Origin of the sequence: Pseudomonas sp. MUP55, from assembly GCF_034043515.1 — a bacterium.
Taxonomy (GTDB): Bacteria; Pseudomonadota; Gammaproteobacteria; order Pseudomonadales; family Pseudomonadaceae; genus Aquipseudomonas.
In genome coordinates, this window is sequence record NZ_CP138214.1 from 2,458,925 (window position 1) to 2,484,764 (window position 25,840).

A 25,840-nucleotide genomic window follows, 5' to 3' on the forward strand; every position below is an offset into this window, starting at 1 on the left:
TTGGCGGTTTTGATGGCCTTATAAAAGCATAATGTTCATGTTTAATATGCTATTTTTTAATGATTAGCTTATAGCTCAAGGTAATTTAGAACCGCTCTGTATAGCGTTAGACGTTATCGATCAGAGCGCGGGCTATCCAGACCGGATTGCGCGAACTATGCTTCGCGCACATCTTAATGACTGATCTCTATGTGCGGCCCAAATGAAAATTGACGATATCGATGCCTTTGTCGAAGTGATTCGTTGCCAGTCCATCAGCCATGCCGCCGAGTCGTTGCAACTGACCCAGCCGGCCATCACCCGCCGCGTGCAGAACTTCGAGCAGGCGCTGGGGGTGGAGCTGTTCGACCGCAACACCAAACCCCTCAAGCCGACCCTGATCGGCACCCGGGTGTATGAGCAATGCCGGCTGATCCTGCGCGAGATGGACGCGCTGCGCGAACTGGTCGCCACCGATGCACCGCCCACGGGCGTGCTGCGCCTGGGCGTGCCGCAGACCATCGGCGATGTGGTGCTGCTGGATGCGCTCAAGCAGCTGCGCACCGACTACGCCGACCTGCGCGCCCAGGTCGCCACCGGCTGGGGCAGCCAACTGGTGGGCAAGATCGAGCGCGGCGAGCTGGATGCGGCGGTGGCGTTGTTCCCGGCGGGCAAGATTTTTCCGGACAACATCGTCGGTGAGTCCATCGGCAAGATGGAGCTGGTGGTGGTGTGCGCCAAGGCGCAACTGCCGAAAAAGCCGTGCAAGCTGGCCGACGTTTACCAGGGCGGCTGGATCCTCAACCCGGACGGGTGCGGCTTCCGGGCCGGTTTGCAGCGCACTTTGTCCGACCAGGGCCTGGCTTTGCGGGTCAACCTGGAAACCTTCGGCACCGAGTTGCAATTGGGGCTGGTGGCCGATGGGCTGGGCCTTGGCCTGGTGCCGCGCCCACTGCTCGAGCGCAGTGCCCATCGAGAGCAACTGGCGGTAATGCCGCTGAAGGACTTCAAGCCGGTGATGGATCTGTGGCTGATCTATCCGCATTTTCTTGGCAACCTGCAAGGGCCGGTGGATGCGTTTGGCCGGTGGGTGGCGAACTCCCTGCACAAGATCCGCAACGCTGCCTGAATCCTTGTGGGAGGGGGCTTGCTCCAATGCCAGCCAGTTAAGCGAAAGTGGTTCACTGTAGGAGCGAGCTTGCTCGCGAAAAACGCCCAGGCAACGCGTTCACTCTGGATAAACGAGGGGGGCACTGAGTTCTTCGCGAGCAAGCTCGCTCCTACAAAAAAGCCTTACTGACTGGCATTAGGGCTTGCCCCCCCCTCCCAGGGCTTTATAAAAATTAATAATAATTAGCTTAGATTAAAATGTGATTTTTATTATTTATGAGCATCCCCTAGGCTGGCCTGCAAGTCCTTTAGGCCATCCAGGAAGTTTTGCCATGAGCAGCGTCACCTCGCTACCGAGCGTTTCCAGTACCGTCCGCCAACGCGTCACGCCAGAGGAGTGGGAGGTACGCGTCAAACTGGCCGCCGCCTACCGGCTGGCGGCGTTGTACAAGTGGACCGACCATATCTACACGCATTTCTCGGCTCGCGTGCCGGGCCCGGAGGAACACTTCCTGATCAACGCGTTCGGCCTGTTGTTCGATGAAATCAGCGCCTCCAACCTGGTCAAGGTCGACCTCGATGGCACCCTTGTCGACGACCCCACTGGCCTTGGCATCAACTACGCCGGCTACGTGATTCACAGCGCCATCCACGGCGCACGCCACGACCTGCAAGCGGTGCTGCACACCCACACTCGCGACGGTATTGCGGTGTCGGCGCAGAAGGATGGGTTACTGCCCATTTCCCAACATTCCATCGCGTTCTCCGGTCGCGTGGCGTACCACGGCTACGAGGGCGTGGCCCTGGACCTGGACGAACGCGAACGGCTGGTGGCGGACCTGGGCGACAAGAGCGTGATGATCTTGCGCAACCACGGGCTGCTGACCGCGGGCATCAGCGTGGAGCACGCATTTCAGCAGCTGCAGGGTTTGGAGCGGGCGTGCAATATCCAGATTGCGGCGCAGGCGGCGGGGAATGCGGAGTTGGTGTTTCCACCGGCTGAAGTGGTGGCCAGGGTTGAGGAGCAGGCCAAGGTATTCAGCAGCGGCGACGGGCCTGGGGTGGCGCGGCATTGGAATGCGTTGATTCGGCAGCTGGAGCGTACCGATACCGACTACAAGAACTGAGTCGTCGCGGGGCCAGATGCAGCAGGGAGCAAGCCCCCTGCGCATCAAGGGCGGTTATTGAGCCAAGTTGTGCTGGATTTGCTGCTTGGCCAAGGTCACCACGTTGTCCACGGTGAACCCGAACTTTTCCTGCAGCTTCGCCAGCGGCGCCGACGCGCCAAAGCTGTTCATCACCACTTTGGCGCCGCTCTGCCCGACGTAGCGGTCCCAGCCCAGCGGGCCAGCCTGTTCCACCACCACCCGAGCTTTCACCGCTGGCGGCAACACGCTGTCGCGGTAGGCCTGGTCCTGGTCTTCAAACAGCTCCCAGCTGGGCATCGACACCACTTGCGCGGCAACCCCTTCGCTGGTGAGTTGTTCATAGGCCTCCACCGCCAGGCTGACTTCGCTGCCCGTGGCGATCAGGATGACCTCAGGTTTATCCGCGCTGGCCAGCACGTACGCGCCTTTGGCCGCACCGGAGGCGGGTGCATACCGGCTACGGTCCAGCGTCGGCAGTGGCTGGCGCGACAGCACCACACAGCTTGGCCGATGGGTTTGCGCCAGCGCCACCTTCCACAACTGCGCCGTTTCATTTGCATCGCCCGGGCGCAGGGTCAAGAGGCCCGGGGTGGCGCGCAGCTGGGTCAGGTGCTCGATGGGTTGATGGGTGGGGCCGTCTTCGCCCACACCGATGGAGTCATGGGTAAACACGAAGATCACCGGCAACTCCATGATTGCCGCCAGACGAATCGGCGGTTTCATGTAGTCGCTGAACACCAGGAACGTCGAGGTGTAGGGCCGCAGGTAGGACAGCGCCATGCCGTTGGCAATCGCGCCCATGGCGTGCTCACGAATGCCGAAGTGCAGGTTGCGCCCGCTGTAGTCGTCGGCACTGAAACGGCCGGCGCCGTCGAAGGTGAGGTTGGTCTTGGTCGAGGGCGACAAATCCGCCGAGCCGCCCAGCAGCCAGGGGATCTGTTGGGCGAAGGCATTCAGCACCTGGCCGCCCGATGCACGGCTGGCGACACCTTTGGCATCGGCCGCAAAATCGGGCAGGTCAGCCTGCCAGTGTTCGGGCATTTCCCCGGCGCGCATGCGTTGCAGTTCATCGGCGCGTTGCGGGTCGAGGGACGACAAGGTCTGGTTCCACTGCGCAAACAGCGGCTCGGCACGCTCGTGCAGGGCGTCGCGCAATGCCGTGCGCGCCTCGTCGGGCACCAGGAAGCTTGAGTCCTGCGGCCAGCCGTATGCGGCTTTGGTCAGGCGGATCTCCTCGTCGCCCAACGGCTCGCCGTGAGCGGCGGCGGTATTGTGTTTGTGCGGCGAGCCGTAGCCGATCACGCTGTCGACCACAATCAGGGTGGGGGCGCCGGTATTGGCCTTGAAGGTGTCGAGTGCTACGCACAGTGCCTGCAGGTCATTGGCATCGGTGACATGCACGGTGTGCCAGCCGTAGGCCTGGAAGCGCTTGATCACATCTTCGCTGAAGGCCAGCTCGGTGTGGCCCTCGATGCTGATGGTGTTGTTATCGTAGATCCAGCACAGGTTATCCAGGCGCAAATGCCCGGCCATCGACGCCGCTTCACCGCTGATGCCTTCCATCATGTCGCCGTCACCGCACAGGGTGTAGACGTCATAGTCGAACAGCACCTGGCCGTCACGATTGAAACGCTCGCCCAGCCACCGGCTGGCCATGGCCATGCCCACGCTGTTGGCGCAGCCCTGGCCCAGAGGGCCGGTGGTGGTTTCCACGCCGGTGGTCATGCGGTACTCGGGGTGCCCCGGGGTTTTGGAACTCATCTGGCGGAACTGCTTGATGTCGTCCAGGCTGACCGCCGGCTGCCCGGAACGCTTGCCGTGGGCGTCGATCTCCACCACACCGGCCAGGTGCAACAGCGAATACAGCAGCATCGACGCATGCCCCACCGACAACACGAAGCGGTCGCGGTTGGGCCAATCGGGATGCTCCGGGTGGTAGCGCAGAAAGCGACTCCACAGCGTATAGCCCACCGGCGCCAAGCCCATGGGCGTGCCGGGGTGGCCCGAATTGGCCTTCTGCACGGCATCCATGGCCAGGGTGCGGATAGTGTTGATGCATTGGGTGTCGGCGGCTGTGGCGGTGTAATTCATGAAACCGGTCTCCCTGAAGTGGCGATCTACAGTGGAGGGCAGGGCGCCGCAAAGGTTTGATCCCATCGACCGGGTTGCGACGAACGGGGCGTATTGACCCCGGACATGACAAGACCCTCACGAATGGGCTAGCTTCAAGGGGTAAGCCCATTGATCAACTAGTGGAGGTACGCCATGCCAGTGAAACACGACCTGTATCAGGACTTGGGGATGAGCAAGGAAGTTGTTCACGAACGCAGGGCGAGTGACAAGCGTCTGGACTCGTTGCTCACTCAGTACGACGCCGCCGATGGAGAGGTGCTGAAAGCGGAATCGGCCAGTGCCAGCGATGACGAAGTGGAAAAGCTGAAGAAGAAACGGCTGTTGATCAAAGACGAGATTGTCGCGAAGTTGAAATAAGCAGAACCCCAACCCTGTGGCGAGGGAGCTTGCTCCCGCTGGGGTGCGAAGCGCCCCCCTGGACAGTGCGACTGCTACGCAGCCGAGCGGGAGCAAGCTTGCTCGCCACACTCCGTTTGTTTCAGTCGTATGTGCACATTTGTTCAGAATTGTTTGAGGGACAAGCTCAGCCCCACTCCTTATGATGCGCCCCGTCCACCCGGCTCTGGGGCTTTTTGCGGCGCAAGGATTGCGTTGTTGAGCCGGGCGGACATCCGTTTTTATACCAGCAGCGTCCTCATGCACTCATCCATCGAACGCTGCTGCGTCTCGCCATACAGCTGCAACTCATCGATTGTCTCGCGGCCCAGCGCCTGCTCGAATTCGGCACGGTTCGAATTGGCTGCGTAGTGACTCTGCGCGGCATCCCCCAGGTTCGACTGAAAGATCCCCGCCGCGCTCACCGGCAGGAAGTCCTCGTACACCAGTGGTTCCACTTGCACGTGCCCTGCGCTGATCAGCTCTTGCAGTGTGCGCGGTTGGTCGGCCTTGCCGCGGGCCGCCAGGCCTTTTTCGCTGGGGAAGTAACGGAAGTACGCCAAGCCTTGCTCCCGCATCTGCGCGTGGGTGTCCGGGAATGCCTGGAAGTGCTGCGCCATCAATTGCTCATAACGCGCGGCGTTGGATTCGTTGGGGAAGGCGCCGAGTTCATCGCGGGCGGCATTCAGCAATTGGTCGTACAGGGCGCGTCCCTTGGGCGTGAGCGCGACGCCGCGCTGCTCGATTTCGCCGAAGCGTGCGCTGTGGCTGCCTTGCGCATCGGTGAATGCGATGGGTTCGTCAAGGGCCTTGAAGCTGGTCTGGCGCAGCAGGATCGGGCAATTGCGCCGAGGCGGGCCTTCGATCACGGCCTTGGGGGTGATGCCATTGCCGGGCATGGCGGCCTGCACCTGGTCGATGTCCAGGGTGCGCGGGGTGAGGTGGTTGATGTGCGGGCCCCTGAACGCCACCACGTCGGCGATCAGACGATGCTGATCGCTGAGTTGCCGATACTGCGCCGCCGTGACGGTGGCGGTGTGGTGCCAGCGAAAGGTCTCCAGCGCCTGCCGGATAAATGCCTCGGCGTCGTCGGCATCGAGGCCGCCGTCTCGCTCGGCCTGTTCGATCAGCGCCAGGGCGCCGGGGGTGAAGATCGAGCGCTTGGCCAGAGCGGTTTCGGCGAAGCTGCGCAGCGCGGGGCTTTCGATCAGCTCCAGGCGCAGCAATGAGGTAAACACGCGAAACGGGCTGGTTTGCAGCGACTGTTCGTGGACGGCGCGAAAGGCGGTGGAATGCACCGGCACGCCGGCCGGTGTCAGGTCGTAATAGCCCACCGGTTGCATGCCCATCACCGCGAACAGGCGGCAGATGGTCGCCAGCTCCGCGGCGGTGCCCAGGCGGATCGCACCGTGGCGTTCCATGTCCAGGCGCTGGATTTCGCCGGTGCGTTGCAGGTGCTCGGCCAGGGTTTGGTTGCTCTCCAGCACCCGTGCATTGGTCTGGGCCACCAGCGCCATCAGCGCGCCGTACAACGGCACTTCATCCCTATACATATCGGACATCGCCCGGGAAAAGCCCTTACGGATCTCGTCGGGGCTGACATGTGCGGTACCTGGCATAGAAAAATTCCTGAAGGCGTGGGCGAGGGGGTGTGGCTTTCTGCGGATTTTGTTGGGCGACAGCGGTGGGTGCAAACGAAGTTTCCTCTGGACTTCATTCTGCAAAAGAATGAGGTGACGAAAATATGACAACGCTCAGCCTCGGCGAAATTTCATTTTTCAGCGGTTTTCCTAACTAATTCTTCACGGAGTTCGTCGGGGGCGGCGTGAAACAATCGTCACGTTTGTAGGGATGAAAACGCCGTTTTGCACACAACACTCATAAAAAAATGTTAAGGGGCCGTCGTTAATGAAAATTTCTACACTGGCGTTATCCATCACCGCCGCCGTGCTTGCACAACAAGCGTGCGCTGATGACTTCGGGCTCGGCGCCTTGGGCACGGGTAACGGGCACAGCGGCTTTGTTGAAGACAGCCATGCGTCCGTCAGCTCGCGCAGCATGTATTACAGCGCAGACAACCGTTCGGGCAGCAATAACGATCTGCGCGAAGCCGCGACAGCGCTGCGCCTGGATTACAAATCCGGCTATACCCAGGGCACCCTTGGCGTCGGGTTTGACGTGATGGCCTTCGGTGCCTTGCGCCTGGATGGCGGCGACGGTCACACCGCGGGCCCCGGCTTGTCCGGCAATGGCAACAGCTTCTTCCCGACCAAAAACAACGGCACCGAGCCCGCCGACTCCTTCGGCCGCGCCGCGGGCAACGTTAAATTCCGTATTTCCCAGACCGAGTTGCACGTTGGCGGCGGCCTGGCTCCGGTCCTGCCGATCCTGGTCTCGAACGACAGCCGCGTGGCGCCGCAGACCTTCGATGGCGGCATCCTCACGTCCAGCGACATTCCCAACGTTACCTTCACGGGCGGTGAACTGAACCGCGCCGAAGGTCGCGCCTCCAGCAACTCGACAGGTTTGAGCGTGGCCGGCGGCACGCGGGACAGCGACAGCTTCAAGTTCGGCGGGGTGGATTACAAACCCTTCGGCTCTTCAGACAACGCCGTCGCGAAAAACCTGACGCTGCAGTACTACTACGCGCAATTGCAGGACTTCTACAAACAGAACTACTTCGGCCTGGTGCATGTGCTGCCGCTGGGCAACGACCAGTCGTTCAAGACCGACCTGCGCTATTTCGACAGCAGCAGCGATGGCAAGAATGGTGAGAGCGGTTACCAGTTCAATAACAACGGTGGCTACGCCAGGCACGCCAATGAAGTGGACAACAAAACCTACAGCGCTGCCTTCACCTACCAACTGGGCGGCAGCAGCCTGATGCTCGGCCATATCGGCGTGGGTGACGACGGCGGCTTTGTGTGGGTCAACCAGGGCAGCCTGGCCGACCCCCACGCCCAGGGCGCCGGGGGCAGCGACTTCTACCTGTTTACCGATGCGGTGGTGGGCCAGTTTTCCCGTGCGGGCGAGCAGGTCAACTTCGGCCAGTATGCATATGACTTCAAGGCTTACGTGCCGGGCCTGAAAGCCTCCGTGGCCTACTTGAACGGCAGCGATATCAAGGCCAAGGTGGCCGGTGGCCCTGACCAGAAAGAAAACGAAACCGATTTTCGCCTGGACTACGTGGTGCAGGCCGGCCCTCTGAAAGGCTTGGGTACCACCTTTCGCACCGGCACCTACCACGGTAAAAACACCGGCATCGCCGACCAGGACCAAACCCGCCTGATCTTCAACTACACCTACGCGCTGTTCTAAGTCTTCATGTGCACCCGGGCGTCATTGGGTTCTACACTGCTGCTCACCCGGCAGACGATGGAGGACTCAATGACGGCCACACCCACACACCCAATGCTCGACACCCTCGAAGGTCAGCGCCTGACGGCGCAGGATGCAGAGTGCTGGCGCGAGTGGGGGCCGTACCTGAGTGAACGCCAATGGGGCACCGTGCGCGAGGACTACAGCGCCGACGGTGATGCCTGGGCCTATTTCCCACATGAACATGCACGCAGCCGCGCCTACCGCTGGGGCGAAGATGGCCTGGCCGGTTTCAGCGACAAGGCGCAACGCTGGTGCGTGGGCCTGGCGCTGTGGAACGAACGCGATGCGATCCTCAAGGAACGTCTTTTCGGCCTCGACAACGCCGAGGGCAACCATGGCGAGGACGTCAAGGAACTGTACTTTTTCGTCGATGGCGTGCCGAGCCATGCCTACATGCGCATGCTCTACAAGTATCCCCACGCGGCGTTTCCCTACGCCGACCTGATCGCTGAAAACGCTCGTCGCGGGCTGGCTGACAGCGAATATGAAATCCTCGATACCGGTGTGTTCGACGACAACCGCTACTGCGACGTCAGCGTCGAGTACGCCAAGCACCAACCCGACGATATCTTCATGCGCATCACCGTGCACAACCGCTCGGAGCAGCCCACGCGCCTGCAGGTGTTGCCCCAGCTGTGGGCGCGCAATGACTGGAGCTGGACGTTCGACGCACCCAAGCCTGATTTGACCCTGGACGGTGACCGCGTGCGCGCCCGTCATCATGAGTTGGGCGATCGCCACCTCAGCGCCTGGGGCCAGGACGGCGTGGAATGGTTGTTTTGTGAAAACCAGACCAACTTCCCCAGGCTGGGTGGGCCATCGGCGCCGGGGCCGTTCAAGGACGGTATCAACGATTATGTAGTGGACGGCATTCAAGGCGCTATTCGCCGGGACGCGGGTACCAAGGTTGCTGCCCGGTTCTGCCTGGAGCTGGCGGGTGATGAACGCAAAATCCTGTACCTGCGTTTCGCCCCCGTGGACGCGCCCGAGGTCAACGCGCGCAAGCTGTTTGAGCAGCGCCGCCAGGAGGCCGACGAGTTCTATGCGGCCTTGCAGGCGGGGATGGCCGACGCCGATGCACGCAACGTACAACGCCAAGCCCTGGCCGGGTTGTTGTGGTCCAAGCAGTTGTATTATTTCGATGTCAACCAGTGGCTGGACGGCGACCCGGCCCAGCCCGCGCCGCCGCCCGAGCGCCTGCATATCCGCAATAGCCATTGGCGGCACCTGTCCAATTTCGACATCCTGTCCATGCCCGACACTTGGGAATACCCCTGGTACGCCTCGTGGGATCAGGGTTTCCAGGCGGTGGCCCTGGCGCTGATCGATCCGGGCTACGCCAAGCAACAGCTGTTGTTGCTGGTGAAGGACCGTTTCATGCACCCCAACGGCCAACTGCCGGCCTATGAATGGCGCTTCGACGATGCCAACCCGCCCGTGCACGCCTGGGCCAGCTGGCGCGTTTACCAGCAGGACAAGGCGCTGACGGGGGTGGGCGACATGGATTTCCTGGAGCGGATTTTCCACAAGCTGCTGCTGAATTTTTCCTGGTGGGTCAACCGTAAGGACGCCGAGGGCCGCAACCTGTTCCAGGGCGGTTTTCTGGGGCTGGACAATATCGCTCTGTTCGACCGCTCGGCGCCGCTGCCGCCGGGCTATCAACTGGACCAGGCCGACGGTACGGCGTGGGTGGCCGCCTATGCGCTGGACCTGATGCGCATTGCCCTGGAGCTGGCCAGGCGCAACGGCGTCTACGTGGATATCGCGGTGAAGTTCTTCGAGCACTTCCTGTACATCGCCGGCGCCATCAACCGCGTCGACGACAGCGCCGAAGGGCTGTGGGATGAGCAGGATCTGTTCTTCTACGACGTGCTGCATCGCCCCGATGGCCAGAGCGAGCCGGTGCGCCTGCGTTCCATCGTCGGGCTGATGCCGCTGTTTGCGGTGCTGGTGCTGGAGCAGCGCGAGCATGAAGGCCTGGAAGGCTTGCGCGAGCGGCTGTTGGGCTTTATGCATCATCGGCCGGACCTGGCCAGGCTGGTTTCGCGCTGGAATGAACCGGGGCAGGGCAATCGGCTGTTGCTGGCGTTGCTGCGGGGCGAGCGTACCAAGGACTTGCTGCGGCGCATGCTGGACGAGGATGAGTTTCTGTCGGCGTTTGGCGTGCGCTCCTTGTCCAAGGCGTTCGCCGAGCGGCCCCTGGCACTGAAGATGAACGGCAACACTTTGTGCGCCAGTTACCAGCCCGGCGAATCCGATTCGCGTTTGTACGGCGGCAACTCCAACTGGCGCGGGCCGTTGTGGATGCCGGTCAACTACATGCTGATCGAGTCGCTGCGCGAATTTCATCGCTATTACGCAGATAACTTCTCGGTGGAGTACCCCAAGGGCAGTGGTTACCTGTCATCCCTGGAGGAAGTGGCCGACAGCCTCAGCGAGCGCCTGACGCGGCTGTTTCTTAGGGATGAAAATGGCCTGCGGCCGTCAATGGCGGGGTATGCGCAGCTGGAAGCGGACCCGCTCAGCCGTGACTTGGTGTTGTTCCATGAGTATTTCCATGGAGAAACCGGGAGGGGGTTGGGGGCGTCGCACCAGACGGGGTGGAGTGCGTTGGTGGCGTTGTTGCTGCAACCTAAAAACTAAATGTGGGAGGGGGCTTGCTCCCGATGGCGGTGTCTCAGCCAGCTCACCTGTCACTGATACACCGCTATCGGGGGCAAGCCCCCTCCCACACTGGATCTTTATCTGACTCAGGATTGCCCTTGAATCAGGAAGGAAACAGGTCGCTCAGCTTCATCGCCAGCATCATGTCGCCTTCGGTGCGCAGTTTGCCGCCCATGAACGCCTGCATGCCGTCGGTGGAACCGTCGACGATGCCTTCCAGGGTTTCGCTGTCCATGACCAGGGTCACTTGGGCGTCCGGGTTTTCGCCTTCCTGCAGTTCGCAGGTCTTGTCTTTGACCACCAGCGAAAAGTTCTTGGTGTCGTCGATACGGAAACCGAATACCAGGTCCAGGCCTTCAGCAGCGCTTGGGTTGAATTTGGCTTTCATTGCTTCTACGGCTTTAGCTACGTCAGTCATGGTTTCGATCCTTTAGGGTAGAGTCCAGTGACCTGGGGGTCACGGTTGGCCGCACTTCATCGGAAAGTGATGAACTGCGGCGCCTTCAACAGCTGCAAGTGGGTATGAGTGTTGAAGGAAGCCAGCGCCACCTCGCGACCACGGAATTTCAGCTGGTTGAGCGAGGTGTTAACAATTTGCCAGTTCAGTTCGAACGCCTGGGCCACCGGCATTCGGGTAATCAGGTGGAGCAGGGCGGTGATGGTACCGCCGGAGGTAAATACGGCGATCTTGTGCCCGTTGTCGGCTGCCTCAAGGATGCGCTGCAAACCGCCGTTGACACGCTCGACAAACCCCAGCCAGCTTTCCAGCCCCGGTGGGTCGTAGGTGCCGGCCAGCCAGCGCTCGATGATCAGGGCGAAGATTCGCTGGAATTCGCTGCGGTTCTGCGCGCCATTGCGCAGGATGTGCACGGCGTCGGGTTCAGCGCCGAGCAGATCGGGGAGCAGGCCGCGAATGATTGCCTCGCCGTCGAATTCGTTGAAGGCGCTGTCGATTTCCAGGGGCGGAACCGGCAGGCCGAGGGCGCGGTATTGATCGAACGCGGCGGTGGCGGTGTGCTGCTGGCGGCGTAGATCACCCGACAGGCAACGATCGAACGTAAGCCCCAGGTCTGCCAAGTGGCGACCGAGTACCTGGGCTTGTTCCACACCGACGGGCGACAGGACGTCATAGTCGTCTGCACCGAAGGAGGCCTGGCCATGTCGAATCAGATAGATGCTGCCCACGTCCGTTTTCCCGGTACGTTGAAAGTCTGGCGAGGTTATGAGGATGCCTGCGAGCTGTCAATGAAAAAACATACGCTTGTTTTAAAAGCCCGTTAGAGGTGCGCCGCTGGCGGTTTGGGCACTGGTCCACAGGCAGTAGCGCCGGTATGCTGGGCCATCCGCGCCTGGCGCAGTGCATTCTTAAGGAGACATATGGATTTTTTGGCCGAATATGCGAGCTTTCTGGCGAAGACCGTCACCCTGGTGGTCGCTATTCTGGTGGTGCTGATCAGCTTCGCGGCCCTGCGCAGCAAAGGGCGTCGCAAATCCGCCGGCCAGTTGCAGGTCAGCAAGCTGAACGACTTCTACAAGGGCTTGCGCGAGCGCCTGGAGTCGAGCCTGCTCGACAAGGACCAGCTCAAGGCCCTGCGCAAAGCCGAAGGCAAGGCTGAAAAAAAGCAGGGCAAGAAGAAGCCCGAGGCCAAGCCACGGGTGTTCGTGCTGGATTTCGACGGTGACATCAAGGCTTCGGCCACTGAAAGCCTGCGCCATGAAATCACCGCACTGCTGAGCCTGGCCACGCCCAAGGACGAAGTGGTACTGCGCCTGGAAAGCGGCGGCGGCATGGTGCACAGCTACGGCCTGGCCTCCTCGCAGCTGGCGCGTATTCGCCAGGCGGGCGTGCCGTTGACCGTGTGCATCGACAAGGTTGCCGCCAGCGGCGGCTACATGATGGCGTGCATCGGCGAGAAGATCATCAGCGCCCCGTTCGCCATCCTCGGTTCCATCGGCGTGGTTGCGCAGTTGCCCAACGTCAACCGCCTGCTGAAAAAGCACGATATCGACTTCGAAGTACTGACCGCCGGCGAGTACAAACGCACGCTGACGGTCTTTGGCGAAAACACCGAGAAGGGCCGTGAGAAGTTTCAGGAAGACCTGGACATCACTCACCAGCTGTTCAAAAACTTCGTCTCGCGTTATCGCCCGCAGTTGGCGATTGATGAGGTTGCGACCGGAGAAGTGTGGCTGGGGGTTGCCGCCCTCGACAAGCAATTGGTCGACGAGCTGCAGACCAGCGATGAATACCTGGCGACCAAAGCCAAGAGCGCCGAAGTGTTCCACCTGCACTACGCCGAGCGTAAGAGCCTGCAGGAACGCGTAGGCCTGGCGGCCAGTGGTTCGGTGGATCGGGTGTTGCTGACCTGGTGGAGCCGTTTGACCCAGCAGCGTTTCTGGTAGTCCATGTGGGAGGGGGCTGATCGTTCCCACGCTCCGCGTGGTAACGCCGCCTGGGACGCTCCGCGTCCCGCCAGCTCTCGGTGACGCAGAGCGTCACGGGCCGCATTCCCACGCGGGAGCGTGGGGATGATCTTCAAGGTGGGGGTTGGTGTAGGGTTTTGAGGACAGGTTTTGTAATAGTTTTGCGTTGTAGGAAATTCGTATTCTCGCTGTAGGATTCAAGTCCTTTTGTTACCTCAGGACTTGCATGAACACCCTCTCGGAGCCTCCCGGTCGTCTTTCCCCAGGACACCCGTTGTCACTGTCTTCGCCCAACCCCTCCCTGTTGCATCGACTAACCTTGTCCCGGTCCAATGACCGCGCTTCGTCGTGCCCGGCATTCTTGAACACAGAGACTCTATAAATGGAATGGTTAGCGGATCCAACGGCCTGGCTCGGCCTTGCGACCTTGATTGTGCTGGAACTGGTACTGGGTATCGACAACCTGGTGTTTATCGCGATCCTCGCGGACAAGTTGCCGCCGGAGCAGCGCGACCGTGCGCGGTTGATCGGTTTGTCCCTGGCCTTGCTGATGCGCCTGGGCCTGCTGGCGAGTATTTCCTGGTTGGTGACATTGACCCAGCCGCTGTTCGAGGTGTTCGACAAGAGCTTCTCCGGCCGTGACCTGATCATGCTGTTCGGCGGTGTGTTCCTGCTGTTCAAGGCCACCATGGAATTGCACGAGCGCCTTGAAGGTCATGTCGCCCAGCACAAGGGCGGCGTGGCGTATGCGATGTTCTGGCCCATTGTGGCGCAGATCGTGGTGCTCGACGCGGTGTTCTCCCTCGATGCGGTGATTACCGCAGTGGGCATGGTCGACGAGCTGGCGGTGATGATGATCGCGGTGATCGTGTCCATCGGCCTGATGATCGTGGCGAGCAAGCCGCTGACCCGCTTCGTCAACGCGCACCCGACGGTGATCATGCTGTGCCTGGGCTTTTTGATGATGATCGGCTTTGCGCTGACGGCCGAGGGCCTGGGCTTTCATATTCCCAAAGGCTACCTGTACGCCGCGATCGGCTTCTCGATTCTGATCGAAGTGTTCAACCAGATCGCCCGCTCGCGGCGCAAGAAGTCGGCGCAAGGCGTATTGCCGGTGCGTGAGCGTACGGCCCATGCGGTGATGCGCCTGCTCGGCGGTCGCAGCCTGGCGGTGGAGGAGGTGGGTGAAGAAGTGGCTGATCTGCTGGGTGAGTCGGATGCTGCGCAGGGGCCGTTGTTCGACCGACGCGAGCGCGTGATGATCAGTGGTGTGCTGCAATTGGCTGAACGACCGATTCGCACCTTGATGACGCCACGGGCCAAGGTCGACTGCATCGACCTGGCGGACGACGCCGAGAGTATCCGCCTGAAGTTGATGCATTCGTCTTACTCGCGGCTGCCGTTGATCCGCAATGGCGCGGTCGATGAGCCCCTGGGCTTTGTACACAAAAAGGAATTGCTCAAGGAATACCTGGCCGGCAACGAGCCGAATCTGGAACACCTGGCTCGCCGCGCCATCAACCTGCTGGAGAGCTTTTCGATCCTCAACGCCCTGGAGCAGATGCGCCAGGAGTCCACGCACATTGCGTTCGTGATCAACGAATTCGGCGACTTCATGGGGGTGTTGAGCATGACTGACATCCTCGAATCCATTGCCGGTGAATTGCCAGACGCCAGCGAAATCGAGGGGCCGGACATCGTCGAGGACGCCGAGGGCTACCGTGCCAACGGTGCCCTGAACCTCAACCTGGTGCGTCAGCGCACAGGCTTCAAGGCTGCAGCAACCGAGGATTATCAAACCCTGGCAGGTTTGGTGATGAGCCTGCTCGACCGCTTGCCGGTGGTGGGCGATAGCCTTGAACATCAAGGCTGGCGCTTGACGGTGGCTGAGGTGGAAGATCGGCGGGTCACGCAGGTTCGTCTGGCGCCGGTGTCTCAGCTGTAATTGCCTGGCCGGGTGTATTGCTTGAAGGCTTTTTCCAGCGCTTGTTCGCCGAGTCCGGGGATGGCCTCAAGCAATGTCTGGTCGCGGTAGACCAGCAGCATCGGGACACGATCGACACGCGGATGCCTGGGGGTATTGGCACTGTTCAGGATCAGTATTTTGACCTGGTCCCGGTAAGGTTCGCTGGTGCGCATAAAGCGCGGCATCGCGTCATCACACGCCGTGCATCCCTGGGAAATGAATACAACGAATACGGGCTGCTTTGTATTGAGTTCGCGTTCAAATTCCGCTTTGTCTGCAATCACCGCATTGACATAGTCCATCGGGCGTCTCCCTGTAAGGCCTTGGCCTAAGCTAAGGCGCAGCGCTCCCCCGGTCTACTGTCAACTTTCACAGGTCGTCTTCACGCTCCATACGCTCGCGTGCCTTGCGCGCCTGGCCTGCGCACTTCCGGTATTCCTCATTGTCACGGGACGCCTTGGCTTCACGATAGTCATGGTGATTCTGGCTGGTGTAGTTGGTATCGAAGGCTTCCTTGAGTTTTTGCAGTTCTTCCTTGCAGTCGCGGCGGTCGTTGCTGGCAACGGCATTACCGGCAATCAGCGTGCCGATGATCAACAGGCTAAGGCTGAGCTTCATCAGTGCAGGGTCCTTGTAGGAGCGAGGCGGGCGGCTAGCCCTTGCTCGCGAAAAACGTCAACGATAACGCGGGCAGCCTGTTCTAACGGGTTGGCTGGGCGTTCTTCGCGAGCAAGCCCGCTTCTACAGGCTAGCCCATCGCATTGAATCTTCCATTCGCCCGGTATTGGTGCGCAGTAACACCGTCTGAGGCCTTGCGTAGCAATCTACCAATCAGTGATGGCGCAACGCCTAGGCTGTGCGGGTGGCTATCTCGCTGATACCCAAAGCATTTTCCTACATCATATTTTTCTTTCGACACCTATGGCACACTTTCTGCTGTCTATTCCGTTGTTACATACTAAGTTCCGGTATAGCGGAATACACAACCCCTGGAGTGCTTGTCATGCATCACCGACCTTCCGTGTTCAAAGCGTGTGTTTTTCTCTTCGCCGCATCGGCTACCGTTGCCAGCCTCGCGCAGGCAGCGGACAGCAAACTCGATGATGTGCTCAAGCGTGGGCACCTCGTCGTGGGTACAGGCAGTACCAATGCGCCGTGGCACTTCCAGGGAGCGGATGGCAAGTTGCAGGGGTTTGATATCGACATCGGCCGCATCGTGGCCAAGGGTTTGTTCAACGATCCGAGCAAGGTCGAATTCGTGGTGCAGTCTTCCGACGCGCGTATTCCCAACCTGCTGACCGACAAGGTCGATATGAGTTGTCAGTTCATCACCGTCACCGCCAGCCGTGCGCAGCAAGTGGCCTTCACCCTGCCGTACTACCGCGAAGGCGTGGGCCTGCTGCTGCCGAACACCAGCAAGTACAAGGAAATCGAAGACCTGCAGGCGGCGGGCGATGGCGTCACCGTCGCCGTGCTGCAGAACGTGTATGCCGAAGAGCTGGTGCACCAGGCGCTGCCCAAGGCCAAGGTTGACCAGTACGACAGCGTCGACCTGATGTACCAGGCCGTGAACTCCGGTCGCGCCGATGCCGCCGCCACCGACCAGTCTTCGGTCAAATACCTGATGGTGCAGAACCCCGGCCGCTACCGCAGCCCGACCTACGCCTGGAGCCCGCAGACCTACGCGTGCGCGGTCAAGCGTGGCGACCAGGACTGGCTGAACTTCGTCAATACCGCCCTGCATGAAGCCATGACCGGCGTCGAATTCCCCACCTACAAGGCGTCGTTCAAGCAATGGTTCGGCGTTGACCTGCCAGAACCGGCGATTGGTTTTCCTGTGGAATTCAAGTGACCCGCACCAACCGGGGCGCGCTTGACGGCGCCCCATTCAGGTACTGCCGACCATGAATTATCAGTTGAACTTTGCCGCCGTGTGGCGTGATTTCGACACCTTGCTCGCCGGGCTCGGCCTGGGCCTGCAGTTGGCCTTGCTGTCGATCGCCATCGGCTGCGTGATTGGCCTGCTGATGGCGTTTGCCATGCTGTCCAGGCACCGGGCGTTGCGGGTGCTCGCTTCGGTGTATGTGACGGTGATCCGCAATACGCCGATCCTGGTGCTGATCCTGTTGATCTACTTTGCCTTGCCGTCGCTGGGCATCCGCCTGGATAAAATCCCCTCGTTCATCATCACCTTGTCGCTGTACGCCGGGGCCTATCTGACCGAAGTGTTCCGCGCCGGGCTGTTGAATATTCCCAAGGGCTTGCGCGAAGCCGGGTTGGCGATTGGCCTGGGTGAGTGGCGTATCCGCGCTTACATCACGGTGCCGGTGATGCTGCGCAACGTGCTGCCGGCACTGTCGAACAACTTTATCTCGCTGTTCAAGGACACCTCCCTGGCCGCTGCGATTGCGGTACCGGAGCTGACCTATTACGCACGCAAGATCAACGTCGAAAGCTACCGGGTGATTGAAACCTGGCTGGTGACGACCGCGCTCTACGTGGCCGCCTGTTACCTCATTGCCATGCTGCTCCGTTACCTGGAACAGCGTCTGGCGATCCGTCGTTAAGGAGGGTTCCCCATGTACCAATCGCCTAGCTGGCTGCATGAATTGTGGGTCGCCCGGGAGACGCTGTGGGCGGGTTTTCAGACCAGTATCTATTGCTCGGCGCTGGCCATTATCTTCGGCACCCTGATCGGTATCTTCGCCGGGTTGGTGCTGACGTACGGCAAGTTCTGGATGCGTGCGCCGTTTCGTCTGTATGTCGACCTGATTCGTGGCACCCCGGTATTTGTGCTGGTGCTGGCCTGTTTCTACATGCTGCCGGCGCTGGGTTGGCAGATCAGCGCGTTCCAGGCCGGCGCGGTCGGGCTCACGCTGTTCTGTGGCTCCCACGTCGCGGAAATCGTGCGCGGTGCGCTGCTGGCCATCCCCCGTGGGCAACTGGAGGCGGGCAAGGCGATTGGCCTGACGTTCTACCAGTCCCTGGGCTACGTGCTGTTGCCCCAGGCGCTGCGGCAGATCCTGCCAACCTGGGTCAATTCCTCCACGGAAATCGTCAAGGCCTCGACCTTGCTCTCGGTGATCGTCGTGGCCGAGTTGCTGCTGAGCACCCAGCAGGTCATTGCACGCACCTTCATGACCCTGGAGTTCTACCTGTTCGCAGGCTTTATGTTCTTTGTCATCAACTACGCCATCGAGTTATTCGGGCGCTACATTGAAAAGCGGGTGGCCTTGCCATGAACCAACCTCAAACACTCCAACCGCTGCTGAACATTCGTGGCCTGCGCAAGCAATACGGCGACGTGGAAGTGCTCAAGGGCGTGGACCTGAGCATGCAGCGCGGCAACGTGGTGACCTTGATCGGCTCCAGCGGCTCGGGCAAGACCACCCTGTTGCGTTGCGTCAACCTGCTGGAAGAATTCCAGGGCGGGCAGATTACCCTCGATGGCGAGTCCATCGGCTACAGCGACGTGGCTGGCAAGCGTGTGCGCCACCCCGAGCGGGTGATCGCCCAGCACCGGGCCATGACCGGTATGGCGTTCCAGCAGTTCAACCTGTTCCCGCATTTGACGGCGCTGCAGAACGTGACCCTGGGCTTGTTGAAAGTTAAGAAAATGCCTAAGGACGAGGCTGTGTCGCTCGCGGAAAAATGGCTTGACCGTGTGGGACTTCTGGAACGTCGCAATCATTTTCCCGGTCAGTTGTCCGGCGGCCAGCAGCAGCGCGTGGCGATTGCGCGGGCGATTGCGATGAACCCCAGCCTGATGCTCTTTGACGAAGTCACCTCGGCCCTCGACCCCGAGCTGGTGGGTGAAGTGCTCAGCGTGATCAAGGGGCTGGCGGAGGAGGGCATGACCATGTTGCTGGTCACCCATGAAATGCGCTTTGCCTATGAAGTCTCGGACCAGATCGTCTTCATGAACCAGGGCCGCATCGAAGAGCAGGGATCGGCCAAAGACATTTTCGAGCGGCCGCAGTCGCCGCGTCTGGCGGAATTTCTCAAGAACATTCGTTTTTAATCAGGAGCTATTTCTATGAGCATTACTCGTTACGGTACCGGCAGCACCGCCGGCGGCGGCCAGCCACGGCCCTTCGCGCGCGCCGTAGAGGCCGATGGCTGGCTGTATGTGTCGGGCCAGGTGCCGGCGGTGGACGGTGAGATCATCAACGGCGGCATCATCGAGCAAACCCGCCAGACCCTGCGTAACGTGGTGGCGATTCTTGAAGAGGCCGGCTACGAATTGAAAGATGTGGTGCGCGTCGGCGTGTGGTTGGAAGACCCGCGGGACTTCTGGAGTTTCAACAAAGTGTTTGGCGAATACTTCACCCCGGAACACGCCCCGGCGCGTGCGTGTGTGCAGGCCAGCATGATGGTCGATTGCAAGGTTGAGATCGATTGCGTGGCCTACAAGAAAAAGGGCTAAATGGCCTCACTCTTGAAGCCACACTGGACCAGTGTGGAAGGGGGCTTGCCCCCGATAGCGGTGTCTCAGTAACAGATGTGTCCACTGGCACACCGTCATCGGGGCAAGGCCCCTCCCACAGGGATCACTGTGCCGCACATACTTTGTCAGGACCCAATACTGCCATGACCGAAGACACCATCAAACGCCGCGCCAAAGGCCTGGACCGTGCGTTCGATATCCTCGATTTTCTCAAGGAAATCGGCCAGCCACTGCGCCCGAATGATATCGCCAGTGGCATCGGCAGCCCCAAGTCCACGGTCTACGAGCTGGTTGCCTCGCTGCTCGAGCGCCGTATCCTGGAAACCGTGGGCAAGGACGGTCACGTCTACCTGGGACGCCAGCTGTATTTCCTCGGCCAGGCGCACCTGCGTCACTTCGACCTGACCCGCGAGGCCGACCACGCCTTGCAGGAAATCGTCAGCCAGACCCACGAAACCGCACAGATGTGCCTGCTCAATGGGCGCAAATACACGGTGGCGCTGATGCGCGAAGGCGAGCGGCATTTCCGTATCTCCTCGGACATCGGCGAAAACGCGCCAATCCCCTGGACCGCCTCCGGGCGCCTGTTGCTCGGGCACTTGAGCGACCGGCAAATCATCGACCTGATCGACCCCGACGACTTCATCCTGCCCGATGGCCAGCGCCTGCCACTGGAGACCTTTCTGGCGCAGATCCGCCAGGCCACCCTCGATGGGTTCTTTTCCTTCGACAGCGTGGCCGACACCTTTACCCATTGCTTTGCCGCGCCGGTGCGCGACGCGCAGGGCGTCAGCATTGCGACGCTGTGCATCGTCGCCCCGCGGGCCGATGCGAGCAAAAACTATAACGACTATCGCCGGGTGCTGATCGACAGCGCCAACCACCTGGCCCGGCGTATCAACGAATAGGAATTTTCCATGTCTGCCTTCAATGCCGTTGAAAAAGGCGCCGCTGCGGTTGGCGCTCATCTGGTCCGTGACGTCAGCCTGCCGGCCCTGGTGCTGCACCACGCAGCCCTGGAACACAACATCCGCTGGATGCAAAAATTTGTCAGCGACAGCGGCGCGCAGTTGGCGCCCCACGGCAAGACCAGCATGATGCCGGCGTTGTTCCAGCGTCAGCTCGCCCAGGGCGCCTGGGGTATCACCCTGGCCACTGCGGTGCAGACCCGCGCCGCCTACGCCGGTGGCGTGCGCCGCGTGCTGATGGCCAACCAACTGGTGGGCGCGCCAAACATGGCGCTGATCGCCGACCTGCTGGCCGACCCGGATTTCGATTTTCACTGCATGGTCGACCACCCGGACAACGTCGCCGACCTGGGCCTGTTCTTCGCTGCCCGTGGCCTGCGCCTGAACGTGATGATTGAATACGGCGTGGTCGGCGGTCGTTGTGGCTGTCGCAGTGAGCAAGAGGTACGCGAGCTGGCAGAAGCGATCAAGGCCCAGCCGGCCCTGGCCCTTACCGGTATCGAAGGCTACGAAGGCGTGATCCACGGTGACCAGGCGATCAGCGGTATTCGTGCGTTCGCGGCCAGCCTGGTGCGCCTGGCGGTGGACCTGCAAGACCAGGCTTATTTCGACCTGGCCAAGCCGATCGTGACCGCTTCGGGTTCGGCCTGGTATGACCTGATCGCCGAGTCGTTCGAGGCGCAGAATGCCGCCGGCCGCTTCCTCAGCGTGTTGCGCCCCGGCAGCTACGTGGCCCACGACCATGGCATCTACAAGGAAGCGCAATGTTGCGTGCTCGACCGTCGCAGCGACCTCACCGAGGGCTTGCGTCCGGCCCTGGAAGTCTGGGCTCATGTGCAATCGATGCCGGAACCGGGCTTTGCGGTGATCGCCCTGGGCAAGCGCGACGTGGCCTACGACGCCGGCTTGCCGGTGCCACTCAAGCGCTACAGGGCCGGCGTGGTGCCGGCCGAAGGCGATGATGTCAGCGCGTGCAAGGTCACTGCGGTAATGGACCAGCATGCGTTCATGAGCGTGGCGCCGGGGGTTGAGCTGCGCATCGGTGACATCATCTCGTTCGGCACCTCCCACCCGTGCCTGACCTTCGACAAGTGGCAGGTGGGGTGCCTGGTGGATGAACAACTGCAGGTGATCGAGTCCCTGCGTACCTGCTTCTAGACCGAGTCGCGCCCATCGGGGGCAGCCCCCTCCCCACATGTTGCATGCATTTCCCTGTGGGAGGGGGCTTGCCCCCGATGAGTCCACCAGCCCCACCGAGACAGCAGCCATGAACAGCCAACCCCGCATCGCCCTCATCGGCGAATGCATGATCGAACTGCAACACCGCGCCGATGGCAGCCTGCACCAGAGCTTCGGCGGCGATACCCTGAATACGGCCGTGTACCTGCGCCGCGAGCTGGGCGATATCGGCACCGTTGACTATGTCACGGCGTTGGGCGATGACAGCTTCAGCGATGCCATGTGCCAGCAGTGGGCCGACGAAGGCCTGGGTCTGGGCATGGTGCAACGTTTGCCCGGACGCCTGCCGGGTTTGTACTGCATCCAGACCGACGCCAACGGCGAGCGCAAATTTCTGTATTGGCGCAACGAAGCCGCGGTGCGCGACTGTTTCACCACGCCGGCCGCCGAGCCGATCCTGGCCGCTTTGCCGGGCTATGACCTGGTGTATTTCAGCGGTATCACCCTGGCGGTGTTGGGCGAAGTCGGCCGCGAGCGCTTGCTGCAAGCCCTGAAAGAAACCCGTGATCGCGGCGCCAAGGTGGTGTTCGACAACAATTACCGGCCGCGTTTGTGGGCCAGCGTCGAGGCGGCGCGGGTGGCGTATCGCAAGGTGTTGGCAGCGGTGGACATCGCCTTGCTGACTGAAGACGACGAGCGCGCACTGTTTGGCTATGAAGACGATGAACAGGTGTTTGCGGCGTATCCGCAGATCGAAGAAGTGGTGCTCAAGCGCGGCGCGGACGCGTGCCTGATTCGCTGCGCAGGCGAGCGCTTTGCCGTGCCGGCGTTAAAGGTGGAGAAGGTGGTGGACACCACAGCGGCCGGCGATTCGTTCAGTGCAGCGTACTTGGCCAGTCGGCTCCAGGGTGGGTCGCCTGCGCAGGCGGCATTGGCTGGGCATCGGTTGGCGAGCCAGGTCATCCAGGTGCCTGGGGCCTTGATCCCCAAGAGGTGAATGGCCGCCTGCGGCGGATCGGGGGCAAGCCCCCTCCCACAGTTAACCGCGCTTTAACTGAAGGAATGCAGCCGAATGTGGGAGGGGGCTTGCCCCCGATGGCGATCTAAAGACAACCCTCAATCGCGGTAAAACACCTGCACCAGGTGATACCCAAACTTGCTCTTGATCGGCCCGTGAACCACCTTCACTGGCTTCTTGAAGATCACCGCATCAATAGCCCCCACCATCTGCCCCGGCCGCACTTCACCCAGGTCTCCACCGCGTTTGCCCGACGGGCAGGTGGAGTACTTCTTGGCCAGCACATCAAAGGCTTCGCCCTTGGCGATGCGCTGTTTGAGCTGTTCGGCTTCTTCACTGGTTTTCACCAGGATATGACGGGCTTGGGCTTTCATTCATCTCTACCAGGTGTGCGTCGGCGCGCGATTATGCCTGAACTCAGGCATCGACGCCGATCATGCTGCGGATTTTGGTCGCCAGCAGGTCAATCGAAAACGGCTTGGCCACCATGTCCATGCCGTGTTCCAGGAAGCCCTGGCGCTCGGCGGCTTTTTCGGCGTAACCGGTCATGAACAGCACGCGCAAACCCGGCCGATGCTGGCGGGCGATTTCCGCCAGTTGCCGACCGTTCATGCCTGGCAGGCCGACGTCGGTGACCAGCAGGTCCACGCGCAAGTCCGATTCCAGCAACGGCAGCGCCGTACGCGCGTCCGCGGCCTGGTGCGCGGTGTACCCCAGCTCGTCGAGCACATTGACCACCAGCATGCGCACCGCCGGGTCGTCCTCGACCACCACCACCGCTTCGCCGGCCAGGGCCACCGGCGCCTCGGTCAGGCTGACGGGCAGGCTGCTTTCCAGTGCAGTGCCATGCAGGCGCGGCAGGTACAGGCGCACGCAGGTGCCCTGGCCCGGTTCGCTCTGGATGGTCACATGGCCACCGGACTGCTGGGCAAAGCCGTAAATCATCGACAAGCCCAGGCCGGTGCCCTGGCCGATGGGTTTGGTGGTGAAGAACGGGTCGAAGGCCTTGGCCAGGATTTTCGGCGCCATGCCGCTGCCGTTATCGCTCACGCCGAGCATCACGTAGTCACCGGCCATGACCGGCTCCAGGGTGGTGATGTCGGTGCCATCGAGGTAGCTGTTGGCCGTTTCGATCAGCAGTTCGCCGCCATCGGGCATGGCGTCGCGGGCATTGATCACCAGGTTGAGCAGGGCGTTTTCCAGCTGGCTGGCGTCGGTGTTCACCGGCCAGATGTCCTTGCCCAGTTGCACCTTGAGCTCGATGTGCGCGCCCTTGGTGCGGCGGAACAGGTCTTCCAGAGACGCCACCAACTGGTTGGGGTCGGTGGGGCGGCGGTCCAGCGACTGGCGCCGCGAGAACGCCAGCAGCCGATGGGTGAGGGCAGCGGCGCGGTGGGCAGAGGCCACGGCGGCATTGGCGAAGCGGCCAATGTCCTCGCTGCGGCCGTCGGCAATGTAGCGTTGCATCAGGTCGAGGCTGCCGATGATGCCGGTGAGCATATTGTTGAAGTCGTGGGCGATACCGCCCGTGAGCTGGCCCACCGCTTCCATTTTCTGCGCATGGCGCAGGGCGTCTTCGGCCCGCTCGCGTTCGAACATTTCGTTCTGCAGGCGCTGGTTCGCCTCGGCCAGCGCCTGGGTCCGCTGGGCCACGCGTTCTTCGAGGTTCTCGTTGAGATGGCGCAGGGCTTCTTCGGTGAGTTTGCGTTCGGTCTCGTCGATCACAAAGATGTAGAAACCGTTGACCGAACCGTCATTGCTGAAGCGCGGCAGGTACTTCATCAACGCATGGCGTGCGCGCCCGTCACGATGCGGCGTGACCGTCATGAAGCTGCAGGCCTTGCCGTTGAGCGCGGCGGCGATCTTGTCTTCGCGCCCCGCATACACGTCGTCGCCCAGCACTTCGCGGATGGTCTTGCCGTACAGCTCCTGGGGCGTCTTGCCGTACCAGTCGAGGTAGGCGCTGTTATTGAGGCGAAAGCGCTGCTCGTGGTCAACGTAGCCGATCAGTACCGGCATGGCGTTGATGATCAGTTGCAGCTCGGTCTGGCTTTGACGCAGCGCCTGCTCGGTGTGCTTGCGCTCGGTGAGGTCCAGCGCGGCGCCGAGGAAGCGTGCCGGGCGACCTTGCGCATCCTTGTAGCAACGGCCACGGGCAAACACCCAGCGCACCTGGCCGTCGGCCTGCAGCAGGCGGTATTCCTCGGCGTATTCGGTGCCGAAGGTGATGCAATGCTTGATGCTGCGCGTGACCATGCCGCGGTCTTCGGGATGCACGCCGAGCAGGTAGGCGCTGATGGGCAGCAGGCTGGATTGAGTCGGGTCGACGCCATGCAGGTAAGCGAAATGCGCGTCGGCGATAAACCGGTCTTCGCCGATGTCCCAGTCCCAGGTGCCCACCGCGTCGGTCGCCGCCAGGGCAAGCTGCAGACGTTGCTCGGTGCTGTGCTGGGCCTTGAGACTGTCTTCGGAGCGCTGTTGCAGTTCAAGGGCTTTGCTGCGTCGCTCGTTGGTTTCGATGGCGGTGACCAGGATCCCGGCCACGCGGCCACTTTCATCGCGCACCGGGCTGTAGGTCAGGTCGAGCCAGATTTCAGTGTCGCGGTGGTTGCGCTGCAGCACGAAACGCTGCTCGCTGAAGGTGCGCACCTGGCCACCGAGCACCGCGTCGTAGATCGGCGCGGCGAAGCTTTGCAGTTCCGGCCAGGTGGTATGGACCGGCTGGCCCAATGCATCGGGGTGCTTGTTGCCGGCCAGCAGGGCGAAACCATCGTTGTAGAGCTGGGTGAGCTGCTCGCCCCAGAGCAGCAGCATCGGCATGGGCGAGTGCACCACGATATCCACGGCGGTGCGCAGACTTTGCGGCCAATCATTGGCCTCACCGAGGGGGCTTTGCGCCCAGTCCAGCCGCTGGATCATTGCAGCGGCTTCGCTACCGGTGGATGTTCCATTCATAAAAAGCCCTACGCATCACGCTTTGAAAAAAAATGACAACACCCATTATCCCAAGACAGCGCAACGGGTGGCTACCTCGAAAAATAGCATGCA

23 protein-coding genes are annotated in these 25,840 nt (G+C 61.4%); 15 read left to right on the plus strand and 8 right to left on the minus strand.

Annotated features, from left to right (window positions below; genetic code table 11):
- Positions 1 to 202 precede the first annotated feature (202 nt).
- Both SC318_RS11105 and SC318_RS11110 read left to right on the plus strand, forming a co-directional pair.
- The gene (locus SC318_RS11105; protein WP_124386278.1) at positions 203 to 1,108 is read left to right on the plus strand and encodes a LysR family transcriptional regulator; all 906 of its coding nucleotides are present in this window, start codon (positions 203 to 205) and stop codon (positions 1,106 to 1,108) included.
- A 313-nt stretch (positions 1,109 to 1,421) separates the two neighbouring features.
- Entirely contained in the window at positions 1,422 to 2,216 is a 795-nt protein-coding gene (locus tag SC318_RS11110) for a class II aldolase/adducin family protein (protein ID WP_306492705.1), read from the plus strand.
- Positions 2,217 to 2,270: 54 nt separating this feature from the next.
- On the opposite strand, the gene tkt is transcribed toward SC318_RS11110, so the two are convergent.
- Positions 2,271 to 4,328 (minus strand): transketolase, encoded by a 2,058-nt coding sequence (tkt, locus tag SC318_RS11115; protein WP_320430821.1) that lies wholly within the window; start codon positions 4,326 to 4,328, stop codon positions 2,271 to 2,273.
- A 174-nt stretch (positions 4,329 to 4,502) separates the two neighbouring features.
- Here tkt and SC318_RS11120 point away from each other — a divergent pair, with 174 nt between their 5' ends.
- Positions 4,503 to 4,727: a DUF465 domain-containing protein gene (locus SC318_RS11120; RefSeq protein WP_320430822.1), complete on the plus strand. Its 225-nt coding sequence runs from the start codon at positions 4,503 to 4,505 to the stop codon at positions 4,725 to 4,727.
- A gap of 260 nt (positions 4,728 to 4,987) precedes the next feature.
- Here the strand turns inward: SC318_RS11120 and SC318_RS11125 are convergent, their stop codons facing one another.
- Entirely contained in the window at positions 4,988 to 6,364 is a 1,377-nt protein-coding gene (locus tag SC318_RS11125) for a 2-oxoadipate dioxygenase/decarboxylase HglS (protein ID WP_320430823.1), read from the minus strand.
- Between the two features lie 289 nt (positions 6,365 to 6,653).
- Between SC318_RS11125 and SC318_RS11130 the strand changes: the two genes are divergently transcribed.
- Both SC318_RS11130 and SC318_RS11135 read left to right on the plus strand, forming a co-directional pair.
- Positions 6,654 to 8,063 (plus strand): OprD family outer membrane porin, encoded by a 1,410-nt coding sequence (locus SC318_RS11130; protein ID WP_320430824.1) that lies wholly within the window; start codon positions 6,654 to 6,656, stop codon positions 8,061 to 8,063.
- 69 nt (positions 8,064 to 8,132) lie between these two features.
- Positions 8,133 to 10,769: an MGH1-like glycoside hydrolase domain-containing protein gene (locus SC318_RS11135; RefSeq protein ID WP_320430825.1), complete on the plus strand. Its 2,637-nt coding sequence runs from the start codon at positions 8,133 to 8,135 to the stop codon at positions 10,767 to 10,769.
- Positions 10,770 to 10,893: 124 nt separating this feature from the next.
- Here the strand turns inward: SC318_RS11135 and SC318_RS11140 are convergent, their stop codons facing one another.
- On the minus strand, positions 10,894 to 11,208 hold the full coding sequence (locus tag SC318_RS11140) for an SCP2 sterol-binding domain-containing protein (RefSeq protein ID WP_320430826.1): 315 nt from the start codon (positions 11,206 to 11,208) through the stop codon (positions 10,894 to 10,896).
- 56 nt (positions 11,209 to 11,264) lie between these two features.
- Complete coding sequence (locus SC318_RS11145) at positions 11,265 to 11,975, minus strand: histidine phosphatase family protein (RefSeq protein WP_320430827.1); 711 nt, start codon at positions 11,973 to 11,975, stop codon at positions 11,265 to 11,267.
- A gap of 192 nt (positions 11,976 to 12,167) precedes the next feature.
- On the opposite strand from SC318_RS11145, the gene sohB reads away from it, so the two are divergent.
- Together sohB and SC318_RS11155 are read left to right on the plus strand one after the other, a co-directional pair.
- A complete protein-coding gene (gene sohB / locus SC318_RS11150) occupies positions 12,168 to 13,193 on the plus strand; it encodes a protease SohB (RefSeq protein ID WP_320430828.1) in 1,026 nt (341 codons plus the stop codon).
- A gap of 403 nt (positions 13,194 to 13,596) precedes the next feature.
- Positions 13,597 to 15,159, plus strand: coding sequence for a TerC family protein (locus SC318_RS11155; RefSeq protein WP_320430829.1), 1,563 nt, complete (start codon positions 13,597 to 13,599; stop codon positions 15,157 to 15,159).
- On the opposite strand, the gene SC318_RS11160 is transcribed toward SC318_RS11155, so the two are convergent.
- On the minus strand, positions 15,150 to 15,482 hold the full coding sequence (locus SC318_RS11160; protein ID WP_320430830.1) for a thioredoxin family protein: 333 nt from the start codon (positions 15,480 to 15,482) through the stop codon (positions 15,150 to 15,152). The genes SC318_RS11155 and SC318_RS11160 overlap by 10 nt on opposite strands.
- 67 nt (positions 15,483 to 15,549) lie before the next feature.
- The gene (locus tag SC318_RS11165) at positions 15,550 to 15,798 is read right to left on the minus strand and encodes a hypothetical protein (RefSeq protein ID WP_320430831.1); all 249 of its coding nucleotides are present in this window, start codon (positions 15,796 to 15,798) and stop codon (positions 15,550 to 15,552) included.
- Between the two features lie 385 nt (positions 15,799 to 16,183).
- Between SC318_RS11165 and SC318_RS11170 the strand changes: the two genes are divergently transcribed.
- The 8 genes from SC318_RS11170 (at position 16,184) to SC318_RS11205 (ending at position 22,771) form a co-directional block, all read left to right on the plus strand.
- Positions 16,184 to 17,032 carry a transporter substrate-binding protein gene (locus SC318_RS11170; RefSeq protein WP_320430832.1) on the plus strand — a complete coding sequence of 283 codons (849 nt, stop codon included), beginning with the start codon at positions 16,184 to 16,186 and terminating at the stop codon, positions 17,030 to 17,032.
- A 52-nt stretch (positions 17,033 to 17,084) separates the two neighbouring features.
- Complete coding sequence (locus tag SC318_RS11175; RefSeq protein WP_306492722.1) at positions 17,085 to 17,747, plus strand: amino acid ABC transporter permease; 663 nt, start codon at positions 17,085 to 17,087, stop codon at positions 17,745 to 17,747.
- 12 nt (positions 17,748 to 17,759) lie between these two features.
- Entirely contained in the window at positions 17,760 to 18,422 is a 663-nt protein-coding gene (locus SC318_RS11180; protein ID WP_320430833.1) for an amino acid ABC transporter permease, read from the plus strand.
- Positions 18,419 to 19,201: an amino acid ABC transporter ATP-binding protein gene (locus SC318_RS11185; RefSeq protein WP_320430834.1), complete on the plus strand. Its 783-nt coding sequence runs from the start codon at positions 18,419 to 18,421 to the stop codon at positions 19,199 to 19,201. Before SC318_RS11180 ends, SC318_RS11185 begins: the two co-directional genes overlap by 4 nt.
- A gap of 15 nt (positions 19,202 to 19,216) precedes the next feature.
- Complete coding sequence (locus tag SC318_RS11190; protein ID WP_320430835.1) at positions 19,217 to 19,606, plus strand: RidA family protein; 390 nt, start codon at positions 19,217 to 19,219, stop codon at positions 19,604 to 19,606.
- Positions 19,607 to 19,770: 164 nt separating this feature from the next.
- Positions 19,771 to 20,535: an IclR family transcriptional regulator gene (locus SC318_RS11195; protein WP_320430836.1), complete on the plus strand. Its 765-nt coding sequence runs from the start codon at positions 19,771 to 19,773 to the stop codon at positions 20,533 to 20,535.
- A 9-nt stretch (positions 20,536 to 20,544) separates the two neighbouring features.
- Complete coding sequence (locus SC318_RS11200) at positions 20,545 to 21,753, plus strand: amino acid deaminase (protein ID WP_320430837.1); 1,209 nt, start codon at positions 20,545 to 20,547, stop codon at positions 21,751 to 21,753.
- 109 nt (positions 21,754 to 21,862) lie between these two features.
- Positions 21,863 to 22,771 carry a sugar kinase gene (locus SC318_RS11205; protein ID WP_320430838.1) on the plus strand — a complete coding sequence of 303 codons (909 nt, stop codon included), beginning with the start codon at positions 21,863 to 21,865 and terminating at the stop codon, positions 22,769 to 22,771.
- Between the two features lie 119 nt (positions 22,772 to 22,890).
- Here SC318_RS11205 and SC318_RS11210 read toward each other — a convergent pair whose 3' ends face one another.
- Entirely contained in the window at positions 22,891 to 23,166 is a 276-nt protein-coding gene (locus tag SC318_RS11210) for a peptidylprolyl isomerase (RefSeq protein ID WP_003174397.1), read from the minus strand.
- A gap of 43 nt (positions 23,167 to 23,209) precedes the next feature.
- A complete protein-coding gene (locus SC318_RS11215) occupies positions 23,210 to 25,747 on the minus strand; it encodes a PAS domain-containing hybrid sensor histidine kinase/response regulator family protein (protein ID WP_320430839.1) in 2,538 nt (845 codons plus the stop codon).
- Between the last annotated feature and the right edge of the window lie 93 nt (positions 25,748 to 25,840).

Coding starts and splice junctions, on each gene's coding strand:
- SC318_RS11105 (WP_124386278.1), top strand. CDS start 203: ATGAAAATTGACGATATCGATGCCTTTGTCGAAGTGATTCGTTGCCAG.
- SC318_RS11110 (WP_306492705.1), top strand. CDS start 1,422: ATGAGCAGCGTCACCTCGCTACCGAGCGTTTCCAGTACCGTCCGCCAA.
- tkt (WP_320430821.1), bottom strand. CDS start 4,328: ATGAATTACACCGCCACAGCCGCCGACACCCAATGCATCAACACTATC.
- SC318_RS11120 (WP_320430822.1), top strand. CDS start 4,503: ATGCCAGTGAAACACGACCTGTATCAGGACTTGGGGATGAGCAAGGAA.
- SC318_RS11125 (WP_320430823.1), bottom strand. CDS start 6,364: ATGCCAGGTACCGCACATGTCAGCCCCGACGAGATCCGTAAGGGCTTT.
- SC318_RS11130 (WP_320430824.1), top strand. CDS start 6,654: ATGAAAATTTCTACACTGGCGTTATCCATCACCGCCGCCGTGCTTGCA.
- SC318_RS11135 (WP_320430825.1), top strand. CDS start 8,133: ATGACGGCCACACCCACACACCCAATGCTCGACACCCTCGAAGGTCAG.
- SC318_RS11140 (WP_320430826.1), bottom strand. CDS start 11,208: ATGACTGACGTAGCTAAAGCCGTAGAAGCAATGAAAGCCAAATTCAAC.
- sohB (WP_320430828.1), top strand. CDS start 12,168: ATGGATTTTTTGGCCGAATATGCGAGCTTTCTGGCGAAGACCGTCACC.
- SC318_RS11155 (WP_320430829.1), top strand. CDS start 13,597: ATGGAATGGTTAGCGGATCCAACGGCCTGGCTCGGCCTTGCGACCTTG.
- SC318_RS11160 (WP_320430830.1), bottom strand. CDS start 15,482: ATGGACTATGTCAATGCGGTGATTGCAGACAAAGCGGAATTTGAACGC.
- SC318_RS11165 (WP_320430831.1), bottom strand. CDS start 15,798: ATGAAGCTCAGCCTTAGCCTGTTGATCATCGGCACGCTGATTGCCGGT.
- SC318_RS11170 (WP_320430832.1), top strand. CDS start 16,184: ATGCATCACCGACCTTCCGTGTTCAAAGCGTGTGTTTTTCTCTTCGCC.
- SC318_RS11175 (WP_306492722.1), top strand. CDS start 17,085: ATGAATTATCAGTTGAACTTTGCCGCCGTGTGGCGTGATTTCGACACC.
- SC318_RS11180 (WP_320430833.1), top strand. CDS start 17,760: ATGTACCAATCGCCTAGCTGGCTGCATGAATTGTGGGTCGCCCGGGAG.
- SC318_RS11185 (WP_320430834.1), top strand. CDS start 18,419: ATGAACCAACCTCAAACACTCCAACCGCTGCTGAACATTCGTGGCCTG.
- SC318_RS11190 (WP_320430835.1), top strand. CDS start 19,217: ATGAGCATTACTCGTTACGGTACCGGCAGCACCGCCGGCGGCGGCCAG.
- SC318_RS11195 (WP_320430836.1), top strand. CDS start 19,771: ATGACCGAAGACACCATCAAACGCCGCGCCAAAGGCCTGGACCGTGCG.
- SC318_RS11200 (WP_320430837.1), top strand. CDS start 20,545: ATGTCTGCCTTCAATGCCGTTGAAAAAGGCGCCGCTGCGGTTGGCGCT.
- SC318_RS11205 (WP_320430838.1), top strand. CDS start 21,863: ATGAACAGCCAACCCCGCATCGCCCTCATCGGCGAATGCATGATCGAA.
- SC318_RS11210 (WP_003174397.1), bottom strand. CDS start 23,166: ATGAAAGCCCAAGCCCGTCATATCCTGGTGAAAACCAGTGAAGAAGCC.
- SC318_RS11215 (WP_320430839.1), bottom strand. CDS start 25,747: ATGAATGGAACATCCACCGGTAGCGAAGCCGCTGCAATGATCCAGCGG.